This window comes from Streptomyces sp. NPDC025618 (assembly GCF_055558795.1).
This window is the reverse complement of record NZ_JBVHLW010000003.1, coordinates 347120-358677: the sequence shown is the minus strand read 5'-3', so window position 1 is coordinate 358677 and position 11558 is coordinate 347120. Positions and strand designations below refer to the sequence as shown.

Below are 11558 nucleotides of genomic sequence, written 5' to 3'. Positions count from 1 at the left end.
CCTTCGGTATTTCGTGTTTCCAACCTTACCAGATCCGTTTTCCGTTCCGTTCCCGGTTCGGAATTCATTTCCGGCCCCCTGTTGGAGCGGGGTTTCTCGCGCCTTCCGGCGTGATCACTACTTTAGCGTATTTCCCCGGTGGCTCCTAATCGGCGCCCGGTCCGGAATTCGGCACGCCGAAATCCATCCCGTTCAGGGAACATGCTGTAGAGATTGCCGCCGGTGCGGCGTGAGTGGCCGCCCCAGAACCGTAAGGCCCGTGTGGCAACCCGGAGAACACTACTCATGGCCCCCACCCGTGTCAACCGCCCAGGTGTGGGCGCCCGTACGGCCTCAGTCCAGGTCGCTGAGACGGCCGCCGGCGTCCGGCTGGGCCGTCTCCACGCGGCGCAGCAGGCGGGTCAGCATCTCGCCCAGCCTGCCCCGCTCGTCGCCGGAGAGGTCCTGGAGGAGCTCCTCCTCGAAGACCGAGGCCATCCGCATCGCCTCCAGCCACTTCGCGCGGCCCGCCTCGGTGATGCCGACGATGACGCGCACCCGGTTGCTCTCGTCGCGCTCGCGGGTGACGAGGCCCTCCGCGACCATGCGGTCGATGCGGTGGGTCATCGCGGCCGGGGTGAGGCCGAGCCGCTTGGCCAGGTCCCCAGGGCCCATGCGGTAGGGGTCGCCGGCCAGGACCAGCGCCTTGAGCACCTCGAATTCCGCGTTGCTCAGTCCGAGCTCCCCGGTCTGCCGCCCGTACGCGACGTTCATGCGCCGGTTGAGGCGGCTGAGGGCGGAGACGACCTTCTCCACCTGGGGATCGAGGTCCTGAAACTCGCGCTGGTAGGCCGCGATCTGCTCGTCGAGGCTCGGCTCGCGGGTGCCGGGGGTGTCAGCCATGAGCCGCAGTATGGCACGACTGATTGGCACTAAAGCCCTTTGGTGTGTACTCTTTAGCTTCGAAGTTTACAGTTGAAGTCTTCAGGCTTGGACTGTCCGCCTTGCTCCTTTCCCCTTCTCTCGACCTAGGTAGGTGAGTGTGACCACCGCGATGGGCGCAGCACTGCGCCGGATCCAGCTGGGCAACGCGTTGAGCGCGTTCGGCAACGGCTTCACGGTTCCGTTCCTGTTCATTTATGTGTCTCAGGTGCGGAACCTCGGCGCGAGTACGGCAGGCGTCGTGCTCGCGACCTTCGCCGTGGCCGCGCTGATCGTGCTGCCCCTCACCGGTCGGGTCATCGACCGGCGGGGCCCGCTGCCTGTCGCCATCGCCGGTACGGTCTCCGCCGCCATGGGCTCCATGGGCCTCGGTCTGGCCGACAGCCAGTCGCTCGTCGTCGCCGCGGCCGCCGCGCTCGGTGCGGGTATCGCGGTGATCCAGCCCTCGCTGGCCACGATGATCGTGTGGTGCTCGACGCCGGCCACGCGCTCGCGCGCCTTCGCCATGCAGTTCTTCCTGAACAACCTCGGTCTGGGTGTCGGCGGGCTGCTGGGCGGGCAGCTCGTGGACACGTCGAACCCGTCGAGCTTCGTGCGGCTGTTCGCGATCGAGTCCGTGATGTTCCTGGTGCTGGGCGCGGCCATCGCGACCGTGCGCCTGCCGAAGGTGCCCAAGGTCGAGGACGCCGTGCCGACCGACGCGTCGGCCAAGGGCGGCTGGCGGGCCCTGCTCGCGGACCGGGCCATGGTGCAGCTGTGTGTCCTGGGCTTCGTGATGTTCTTCGCCTGCTACGGGCAGTTCGAGTCGGGTCTCGCGGCCTTCGCCGTCGAGGTGACCCGGATCTCGCCCGCGACGCTCGGTATCGCTCTCGCGGCGAACACGGCCGCCATCGTCCTGGCGCAGTTCGTGGTGCTCAAGCTGGTCGAGCGGCGGCGCCGGAGCCGGGTGATCGCGCTGGTCGGGCTGATATGGACCGTGGCGTGGATCGCGGCGGGCGTCTCGGGGCTCGTGCCGGGCGCGCACGGTGTGGCGACCGCGCTGTTGATCTCGACGTACGCGCTCTTCGGCATCGGTGAGTCGATGCTGTCGCCGACGATGGCCCCGCTGGTGGCGGACCTGGCTCCGGCGCGGCTGGTGGGTCAGTACAACTCGGCCTTCGCCCTGGTGAAGCAACTGGCGCTGGCGGTCGGCCCCGCGGTGGGCGGTCTGATGGCCGGTGGCGGGATGTACGTCGCGTACATCGTGATGCTGGTCGTGTGCTCGCTCGGCATCAGTGCGCTGGCGCTGCGGATGGGTCGTCGGCTGACCCCCGCGCAGGAGATCCCTCCGCGGATGTCCGTTCCGCGTACCGAGGTGGTGGATGCGGCAGTGGTCGTCGGGGAGACCGAGCGGACGCCCGTCTCGGTGTAAGGACGCCACCGAGCAATCAGCCGAGGTGCATAAATTCGCTGCGCATATATAGGGAAGAGCGCCTGTGGCCCGGAAGCGTTTCCGGGCCACAGGCGCTCTTGTCATGTGTGCCCCGCGGGGAGGGCGAATTCGCACCAGACGGCCTTGCCGCCGCCCGGCGTGCGCCGCGAGCCCCAGGACGAGGCGATGGTCGCGATGATCGAGATGCCGCGGCCCGCCTCGTCGGCCGGCTCCGCGCGACGGCGCCGCGGCAGGTGGTCGTCCCCGTCGGTGACCTCGATGATCAGCCGCCGGTCGGTGCGGCGCAGGCGGAGCCGCATGGGTGGTGTGCCGTGCTGCAGTGAATTGGCGACGAGCTCGCTGGCGGCCAGGACGCCCAGGTCGCGCAGCTCGGTCGGGAAGCGCCAGCTGACCAGGACGCCGGAGGCGAAGGCACGCGCGCGTGGTGCCGCTTCGATGCCGCCGAGCAGTTCGAGGGCGGCGTTGTGGAACAGCTCGGCGTCATGGCCGGTGCGTGCGGGGTGCTGGAGGACGAGCATGGCGACGTCGTCGTCGTGCTCGTCGGTCACGCCGAGGGCACGCATCAGCCGGTCGCACATGACCTGGGGTGAGCCGGTGGCTCCGGCGAAGGCGCGCTCCAGGGCCTCGACGCCTTCGTAGATGTCCTCGTTGCGCCGCTCGACGAGGCCGTCCGTATAGAGGACGGCGCTGGCGCCGGGGCCGAGGGGCACCGTGCCGGAGGTGTGCACCCAGCCGCCGGTGCCGAGCGGAGGGCCGGTGGGCTCGGCCGCGCGGCGGACCGTGCCGTCGGGGTCGCGCACGAGGATGGGGAGGTGGCCCGCCGAGGCATAGACGAGACGGCCCTCGTTGGGGTCGTGGACGGCGTAGACGCAGGTGGCGATCTGGGTCGCGTCGATCTCCGTGGCGAGGCCGTCGAGCAGCTGGAGTACCTCGTGCGGGGGCAGGTCGAGGCGGGCGTAGGCCCGGACGGCGGTGCGGAGCTGGCCCATGACGGCCGCCGCGCGCACGCCGCGACCCATGACGTCGCCGATGACGAGCGCCGTGCGGCCGGCGCCGAGGGTGATGACGTCGTACCAGTCGCCGCCGACGGCGGTGTCCTTGCCGCCGGGCTGATAGGTCGCGGCGACGCGCAGGTCGTCGGGCTGCTCGAGCTCCTGCGGGAGGAGGCTGCGCTGGAGGGTCACCGCGGCCTCGCGCTGGCGGCGCTCGCTCGCGCGCAGCCGCTCGGCCGCCTCGACCTGGTCGGTGACATCGGCGGCGAAGACGAGCACCCCGGGCTGGGTGGCGTCGTGGGGGCCGACCTCGATCGGGGAGCAGGTGAAGGTGTAGTACCCGTGGCGGGTGTCGGACTCCGTGGCCGTCGGCGTGTCGGCGGCGGCGGGCGTACGCGCTTCGGCTTTGACGCGGCGGGACTTGACCGTACGGGGCCGGCCGCTGCGCAGGACCTGGTCCATCAGGGGGAGCAGGCCGAGCTCGGTCAGCTCGGGGAGGGCCTCGCGGGCGGGCGTGCCGGGGGTGCGGGGGCCGAAGAGGGTGGCATAGGCGTCGTTGACATAGGCGAGGCGGTGGTCGGGGCCGTAGACGACGACGGCGAGGGCCGGGACCTGGCCGAGGATGTCGTGGACGGAGAGACCGGCGAGGCTGGGGACGGGGTCGTCGGGGCCGGGCGGGGCCGCCGGCGCGGTCTCGGCGCGGGCGGCGGGCACCGAGCCGGCGGCCGCGGGCACGGGCTGGGGTGCGGCGGTCCGGTCGGCGCGCTCCATGCGTTCGGCGCGGGCGGCGGCTCGGCGCTGCGTTCCTGGGAGTCGGGCGCTCCAGCGGGTGAAGTTCACGGACGGTTACCTCGCGGAGTCGTTCCGGTCCAGCTCGGCGACGTGTCGTGGCTGAGCCGCGCGCCCGGCGCGGGGCCGCGGTTGGCGGTACGGGGGCCTGTCCCCGGGGGAATGGTGCAAACGTCCGAATCCTCGCCGTCGTTACTCTTCGCAGATACGAGCCCACCCATGGTCACACGACCAGTGTGGCCGACGGGACTGACATTCGTCAGACGTCGGCCACCTGTCGGGGAGTTCCCGGCTCCGCCGAGGCGTAGGGAAACGCCTCAACTCGCTTCCGGATGGCGGCCGGTGTCCGCGGCGAGTTCGAACTCGGCACGCGGGTTCTCCAGCGAGCCGAGCGAGACGATCTCACGTTTGAACAGACCCGTAAGGGTCCATTCGGCGAGGACGCGCGCCTTCCTGTTGAAGGTCGGGATCCTGCTGAGGTGATAGGCGCGGTGCATGAACCACGCGGGGTAGCCCTTGAGCTTCTGGCCGTACACCTGTGCGACGCCCTTGTGCAGGCCGAGCGAGGCGACGGAGCCGACGTACTTGTGGGCGTAGTCCTTCAGCGGCTGGTCGCGCAGTGAGGCGATGACGTTCCCGGCGAGCACCTTGGCCTGGCGGACGGCGTGCTGGGCGTTGGGAGCGCACTCCTTGCCCGGCTCCTCCGCCGTGACATCGGGGACGGCCGCCGCGTCACCGGCGGCCCACGCGTGTTCGACGCCCGCCACGGTGAGGGCGGCGGTGCACTTGAGGCGGCCGCGTTCGTCGAGCGGGAGGTCGGTGGCGGCGAGGACGGGGTGCGGTTTGACGCCCGCGGTCCAGACGAGCGTCCGGGTGGGGAAGCGGGAGCCGTCGCTGAGGACGGCGATCCGGTCCACGCAGGAGTCCAGCCGGGTGTCGAGCCGTACGTCGATGTTGCGGCCGCGCAGCTCGCGGAGCGCGTAGCGGCCCATCTCCTCGCCGACCTCGGGGAGGATGCGGCCGGACGCCTCGACGAGGATGAACTTCAGGTCGTCGGGCCGCAGATTGTGGTAGTAGCGGGCGGCGTAACGGGCCATGTCCTCCAGCTCGGCGAGCGCTTCGACGCCCGCGTAGCCGCCGCCGACGAAGACGAAGGTGAGGGCGGCGTCGCGGACATCGGGGTCGCGGGTGGAGGAGGCGATGTCCATCTGTTCGAGCACGTGGTTGCGCAGGCCGATGGCCTCCTCGACCGTCTTGAAGCCGATGCCGTGCTCCGCGAGGCCCGGGACCGGGAGGGTGCGGGAGATGGAGCCGGGCGCGAGGATCAGCTCGTCGTAGTGCATCTCGACGGCGCCGGTGGCGTCCTGGCGGGTGGCGAGGGTGTCGATGGTCGCGGTCCGCTTGCCGTGGTCGATGGACGCGACCTCGCCGATGACGACCTGGCACTCGGGCAGGACGCGGCGCAGCGGGACGACGACGTGGCGGGGCGAGATGGAGCCGGCCGCGGCCTCGGGGAGGAACGGCTGGTAGGTCATGTACGGCTCGGGGTCGACCACGGTCACGTGTGCCTCGTCCCGCTTGAGCTTTCGCTGGAGCCGGAGAGCTGTGTACATCCCGACGTAGCCACCGCCGACGACCAGAATGCGCGCCGGTTCCTTCACCAGGGCCCCTCCTCGCGATGTCGCCCGGCCCGAAGGGGTCCGCGGCCGGGGTGCCGGGTCGTCCCGGCCGGGCACAGCTTCTTCCCATGACGCATCGCCGAAGAGCGTTTGTCCACAGGGCCCCATGAAATGTACGACCGGCCGCGGAGCTGATCCCTCCATGGCCGGAGCCTGCGTTCGAGGAACAAAGGAGCAGGTCAGGCCGAGTGTCGTGGGGTTGTGGGGTGGTGCGGAAACGGGGCGGGTGAGGCTCGTACTCCAATCGGGGGCGGCCTGTGCGGAACTACCCCTTCTTTCTTGACCTGGGCTCAACTATGTTCGTACTTCGTCGGGGTGTCAGAGACGTGCTCCGACAGTCAGGGCGGGGAGTCTCCGGGGGGAGACGTCATAACCGGGGGATCACATATGCACATTCAGGGCTCTCATTGGTCGACCGCTGTCGCGTCCGCTGACGCCAACGGCGGCCGGAGCACTCCGCTGCGCGTGGACGCGCAGCGCAACCTCGAACATGTCCTGCGGGCGGCTCGCGAGGTCTTCGGCGAGCTGGGGTACGGGGCGCCGATGGAGGACGTGGCGCGCCGGGCCCGGGTCGGTGTCGGGACGGTGTACCGCCGCTTCCCGAGCAAGGACGTACTGGTACGGCGCATAGCCGAGGAGGAGACGGCCCGGCTGACCGAGCAGGCGCGGACCGCGCTGGGCCAGGAGGACGAGCCGTGGTCGGCCCTCTCCCGGTTCCTGCGCACGTCGGTGGCCTCGGGCGCGGGGCGGCTGCTGCCGCCTCAGGTGCTGCGCGTCGGCGTCGACGTGGACGGCGAGGAGCAGATCGAGGCCCGCGTGCCGCAGCAGCGGCAGCCGGGGGCCACCGGGGGCCAGCTGCATGAACTGCGGCTGGTCGAGCAGCGGCCTGCGCCGGTCACCGAGCGCGAGGACTCGGGCGCGGCGGCGCTGCTGGAGGTCGTCGGGCGGCTGGTGGACCGGGCGCGGGCCGCGGGTCAGCTGCGCGCCGATGTGACGGTGGCCGATGTGCTGCTGGTGATAGCGACGGCAGCGCCCTCGCTGCCGGACGCGGTGCAGCAGGCGGCCGCCTCCTCGCGGCTCCTGGACATCCTCCTGGAGGGGCTCCGGTCCCGGCCGTCGGAGGGATGACCGCGTAGTCAGCGCGCAGAGCAGTCAGCGCGAGCCCGCGGGCGAGTGTTTTCGTGACGGGCGCGCCCAATACGCATTGGGCGCGTTCGGAAAATCCTTCCCCGTTCGGGTGGCTGTCACTGCTCCAGGTGTTCCAGGGCGCCCCGGATGAGTGGTTGATGCCTCTGTCGCGGTGGTGACGGCCGACACTGTGCCACGCTTCTACGGTGTTCGGGTGCGCTGGCGTGTACAGGAGCCGCCGCTATGGGCGTTGACGGCTGGGATGAACCACGCGGGAGTGAGGAGGCGGGCTCGCCGCTCTCTCGCCGGATGTCCGGTCGTGGCTCCCCTGACAGCCCGAGCGTGCCGCAGCAGCGGGAGGGCGGTCAGGGCATCCTCGCCGACTCGGCGCAGGCGTCGGGGCCCGAAGCACGGGCAGGGCGGGCGCGGCCCTCGCACGCGCGGCGGTCCGGGTCGCGGTCCTCGCGTGCGCGATCGTCCGGCACGCCGCCGGCCGACGCAGAGCCCTCCGGCCTACGGGGTTCCGACGCATCCGGCGCGGGCGTCCCGGACGCCCTTGCCGATGAGCGGACCGTCGTCGAGGAACCGGCCGTCGACGTGCCGCCGTCCGACATCGAGCTGGTCGCCCGGATGCGGTCCGGTGAGAGCGCGGCGTACGAGGAGCTGTACCGCCGGCACGCGGCCGCGGTGCGGCGGTACGCCCGTAGCTGTTGCCGGGACGACCACACCGCCGAGGACCTCACCAATGAGGTCTTCGCGAGCACCCTCCAGGCGGTGCGAGGCGGCGCGGGGCCCAATTCGGCGGTGCGCGCCTATCTGCTGACGACGGTTCGGCGGGTCGCGGCGGCGTGGGCGAAGACCACGCGCCGGGAGCAGCTGATCGAGGATTTCGCGGTCTTCGCCGCGTCGGCGGCGCGCGGGTCCCTGGCGGCGGACGACGACACGCTCGATCTGGGCGCGGACGTGCTGGCGATGCGGGAAGCGGAGCAGTCACTGGCCGTGCAGGCGTTCCGCAGCCTGCCGGAGCGCTGGCAGACGGTGCTGTGGCACACCACGGTCGAGGAGGAGTCGCCCAGCGAGGTCGCGCCGCTGCTCGGGCTGACGGCCAACGCCACGGCGGTGCTCGCGCACCGGGCACGCGAAGGGCTGAAGCAGGCGTATCTGCAGGCGCACGTGAGTACGTCGCTGACGTCCGGCGGGGCGTGCGCGCGCTATGCGGACCGGCTCGGCGCGTACGCCCGGGGCGGGTTGCGGATGCGGGCCGAGCGGGGGCTGCGCAAGCATCTGGAGGACTGTGCCCGTTGCCGTACGGCGGCGCTGGAGGTCGCCGATGTCAACGCCCGGCTGCGGGCGCTGCTGCCGGTGGCGGTGATCGGGTGGTCCGCCGCCGGGTTCTCCGTCAAGGTGGCCGTGGGCCTGGCCGCCGGGACTGCCGGTGCCGGTACGGCGGCGGGCGCGGGGGCGGCTGCCACGGCGGGCTCCGGCGGGGGCGGAGGCGCGGGCGGAGGCGCCGGAAGCGCCGCGGCCGGTGAGGGGCTGGGGGCTCCGGCGAAGGCCGGGGTCGCGGCGGGCGCGGTGATCGTGGCCGGTGCCGTCACCGCGTACGCACTGATGGGCAGTTCTCCCGCGCATCACCACGCACCACGGGCCAAGGCTCCGGCGGGGCCGGTGGCCACCGTTCCGCCGGCCGCGCCGGAGCCGGAGCCCGTACGGAAGCCGCCGCCCTCCGCTCCGGCGTCCACGGCCTCTGTGGCGCCCGTGGATTCTGTGCCTTCTGTGCGGCACACGACCCCGCCGCCGACACCGCAGCCGGTGACTCCCCCGCCGCCCGCGCCCAGCCCGACGCCTTCCGCGCCGGAGTCCCCCTCCCCCGATCCGTCGCCGACGCCGACGCCGGAGCCGCCCGTCAGGGTCTTTCCGCTCAACCAGCTGGAGTACGGCGGAGTGGGCGACGGCACGGAGCCGGAGGTGCGGCTGTCCGGGAGCGGCTGGCTGTGGCGGCGGTACGGGATGGAGATCGGCGGGGTGGGATACGGCGACGGGGTGAGCATGCGCGCGTCGTCGTCCGTGACCGTCGATCTGAACCGGTCGTGCACGTCGTACGACGCGCTGGTGGGGGTCGACGACCTGACGTTCGGCCTCGGGGCGGCGCGGTTCTCCGTCTACGGCGACGGCACGCGGCTGTGGGAGTCGGGTGTGGTGCGGGCGGGCGAGGCGGCGGTGCCGGTGCGTGTGCCGTTGTCCGGTTACCGCACGGTCCGGCTGGTGGTCTCGCCGGTGAGCGTCATGGATTCGGTGACTGTGGCGGACTGGGCGCGGGCGCGGATCAGTTGCCCGTAGCCGGTGGGGAAAAGCCCGTCACTCACAGGCTCCCCCTCGGTGTCACACCCCCTGCCACCGCGCGCTGGCGAGGCGCCGCGGCGCCCGTCCAGCAGGTGCCGCGGCGGGCCAGCAGGCGGCGCAGCCAGACCTCGGTGGAGACGAGTTCCGCGAGGCCGTCGAGCGGCAGGGCCCGGCCGTCCGCCGCCGCGTGCAGGGCGGCCCGTACGACCCTGGCCTCGACGAGACCGGCGTCCGCCAGGAGGGGCGCGTCGAAGAGGTCCAGCAGCTGGCCCACGGACGCGCGGAGGCCGGCGCGTACGGCCGCCGCGTGCGAGGCGTGCGAGGTGGCGCCCCAGCCCGCGGGGAGTTCACGGACTCCGGAGCCCGCCAGGACGGCGCGCAGCACGGACGCGCGCGCCCCCGGCTGCACCCGGAGCGCCTCGGGGAGGGCCCGGCAGGCGCGTACGACCTGGTTGTCGAGGAAAGGGGCGTGCAGGCGCTGGCTGCGGACCTCGGCGGCCTGCTCGAAGATGCGGTGGTCGGCGGCGTGGCGGGCGAGTGCCGCGGCCGCGCGCCGTTCGCCGGGGCGCTGGAGGAGCCCTCTGGGGCGGACCGCGGCGGCCTGGAGGCGAACCGATACTTCGGCGAGCGCCTCGCCCGTGAGCCAGCGCGCGGCGGGCCCGGGTCTGCACCAGGTGAGGGCGGCGAGCGAGGCGTCGACGGCACCGCCGGGGCCGGGCGGCGGCGCGTCCACGGGGTCGTTCAGAGCCGGGAAGTCGAGCGCCAGGAGCTGCCCCGCCGCCGCCTCCAGGCCCTCCCGGTAGGACGTACGGGCCAGCCGTCGCGCGGCGCGGTAGACGGTGAAGGGGACGAACAGGGACTGCGTGGCCGGCCCGTCGGCGCGCGCGAGGGCGGAGACGGGCCGCATCAGGTGGCGGCGCCGTCGGTCCATCAACAGGTCGGCGAGCCGCGCCGGATGGGCGTCCAGGACCTGGCGTGCGCCGTACCCGACGAGGTGGTCGGCGCTGCCCGCGGACAGCCACCGGCGGTGCCGTCCGGCGGTGACGAGGGAGGGCCCGGGCTCGTCGGTGAGCGGGCCGCCGCCCAGGTCGGCGTACGGGAGGGCCTCCTCGCCCGCGGCGACGACGACGTGGCGCAGCCGGGGGTCGGCGGCGATGGCGCGGGCGCGGTCGAGTTCGGCCTCGTGGGCCCGGCTGCCGCCCGCGGCGAGGTCGTTGAAGGTGACGGCGAGGAGACGTTCGCCCGCGCCGTTGCCGGAGTGCATGCCGGCGACTCCCGGGAGGCCTGCGGCGAGCAGTGCGAGGGTGGCGGAGGCGCTGCCTCCGGAGAGGTCGGCGCCGATGCCGGGTGCCGGGCCGCCGCGTGCGGCGCGGCGCTGCGCGGGCCCCATGCCGGGCACGGGTCCGGGGTCGGGGTGGCCGTAGCCGCCCTCCGGCGCGTGGCAGGGTGCCGCGAGCCGGGCGCGCACGGCGTCCACGAGCGCGTCCCGCACGCCCTCGATGGCTTCCTCCGCAGCGAGTTGGGGCGCGGCGACGGCGAGCGAGGCGGTCGGTTCGTAGCCGGTGACCTCGCGGGCGCCGTCGCGCAGCACCAGCGCGTGTCCGGGCGGCACGCGCCGTACGCCCATATAGGGCGTGCCGTCGCCGATGGCCTCCGGGGAGTCGGGGCAGGCGAGCAGGGCGGCGAGGTGGCCGACGTCGAGCTGGGCCTCGATGAGGTCGGCGAGGGGCAGCGCGGCGGTGGCGTAGGCGGTGCCCCCGGCCCAGGAGGTGTGGAAGACGGGCCGGGCGCCGGCGAGGTCGCCCGCGACGGTAATGCGCCGCCCCACCTGGGCGACGGCCGTGTAGCTGCCGGGCCATGCCGTCAGGTGGCGCAGCGCGCCGCCGCGGGCAGCGATCAGCCCGGTCCTCAGCTCGCCGTCGGTGGCACCACAGCGGCCGAACACGGCGAGCCGGGTGACCGCGTCGGCCTGGACGACGTGGATCTCGTCCGGCCGCCAGTCGCCGACGGCCCACAGGGGCGCGGGATCGCCCCACAGCAGCTGGGCGCCGACCGGGTGGACGGTGGGGGCGTCGAGATGGTCCGGGCCGCTGTCGTCGTAGCCCGGCGCGGCGCGTGGACCGGTCCCTGAGGCGGTGCTGCTCCACCCCACCAACCAGCGCATTGCCGCCTCCACAGGCTGTGGACAACCAACGGGTGCCGTCTTCGTGCGCAGCGGACCGACGACGACAACGAAGGATGCGACACACCGGTCACGCCCGCGGTCCTCAACTC

Annotated in this window: 7 protein-coding genes; 3 read left to right on the top strand and 4 right to left on the bottom strand. The window is 73.0% G+C overall.

The window, feature by feature from the left end:
* Positions 1–333: 333 nt before the first annotated feature.
* Entirely contained in the window at positions 334–882 is a 549-nt protein-coding gene (locus tag ACZ4A5_RS05585) for a MarR family winged helix-turn-helix transcriptional regulator (protein WP_467578672.1), read from the bottom strand.
* Between the two features lie 139 nt (positions 883–1021).
* Between ACZ4A5_RS05585 and ACZ4A5_RS05580 the strand changes: the two genes are divergently transcribed.
* Entirely contained in the window at positions 1022–2332 is a 1311-nt protein-coding gene (locus tag ACZ4A5_RS05580) for an MFS transporter (RefSeq protein ID WP_467578715.1), read from the top strand.
* A gap of 101 nt (positions 2333–2433) precedes the next feature.
* On the opposite strand, the gene ACZ4A5_RS05575 is transcribed toward ACZ4A5_RS05580, so the two are convergent.
* Entirely contained in the window at positions 2434–4185 is a 1752-nt protein-coding gene (locus ACZ4A5_RS05575) for an ATP-binding SpoIIE family protein phosphatase (protein ID WP_467578670.1), read from the bottom strand.
* Between the two features lie 266 nt (positions 4186–4451).
* A complete protein-coding gene (locus tag ACZ4A5_RS05570; protein WP_467578713.1) occupies positions 4452–5798 on the bottom strand; it encodes an NAD(P)/FAD-dependent oxidoreductase in 1347 nt (448 codons plus the stop codon).
* A gap of 402 nt (positions 5799–6200) precedes the next feature.
* Here ACZ4A5_RS05570 and ACZ4A5_RS05565 point away from each other — a divergent pair, with 402 nt between their 5' ends.
* Positions 6201–6941 (top strand): TetR/AcrR family transcriptional regulator, encoded by a 741-nt coding sequence (locus ACZ4A5_RS05565; protein ID WP_467578668.1) that lies wholly within the window; start codon positions 6201–6203, stop codon positions 6939–6941.
* Positions 6942–7184: 243 nt separating this feature from the next.
* On the top strand, positions 7185–9281 hold the full coding sequence (locus ACZ4A5_RS05560; protein WP_467578666.1) for a sigma-70 family RNA polymerase sigma factor: 2097 nt from the start codon (positions 7185–7187) through the stop codon (positions 9279–9281).
* Positions 9282–9303: 22 nt separating this feature from the next.
* Here ACZ4A5_RS05560 and ACZ4A5_RS05555 read toward each other — a convergent pair whose 3' ends face one another.
* The gene (locus ACZ4A5_RS05555; protein WP_467578664.1) at positions 9304–11448 is read right to left on the bottom strand and encodes an asparagine synthase-related protein; all 2145 of its coding nucleotides are present in this window, start codon (positions 11446–11448) and stop codon (positions 9304–9306) included.
* Positions 11449–11558 lie beyond the last annotated feature (110 nt).

Excerpts from the sequence above, each read along its gene's own strand:
- ACZ4A5_RS05585 (WP_467578672.1), bottom strand. The coding sequence starts at position 882 with ATGGCTGACACCCCCGGCACCCGCGAGCCGAGCCTCGACGAGCAGATC.
- ACZ4A5_RS05555 (WP_467578664.1), bottom strand. The coding sequence starts at position 11,448 with ATGCGCTGGTTGGTGGGGTGGAGCAGCACCGCCTCAGGGACCGGTCCA.
- ACZ4A5_RS05560 (WP_467578666.1), top strand. The coding sequence starts at position 7,185 with ATGGGCGTTGACGGCTGGGATGAACCACGCGGGAGTGAGGAGGCGGGC.
- ACZ4A5_RS05565 (WP_467578668.1), top strand. The coding sequence starts at position 6,201 with ATGCACATTCAGGGCTCTCATTGGTCGACCGCTGTCGCGTCCGCTGAC.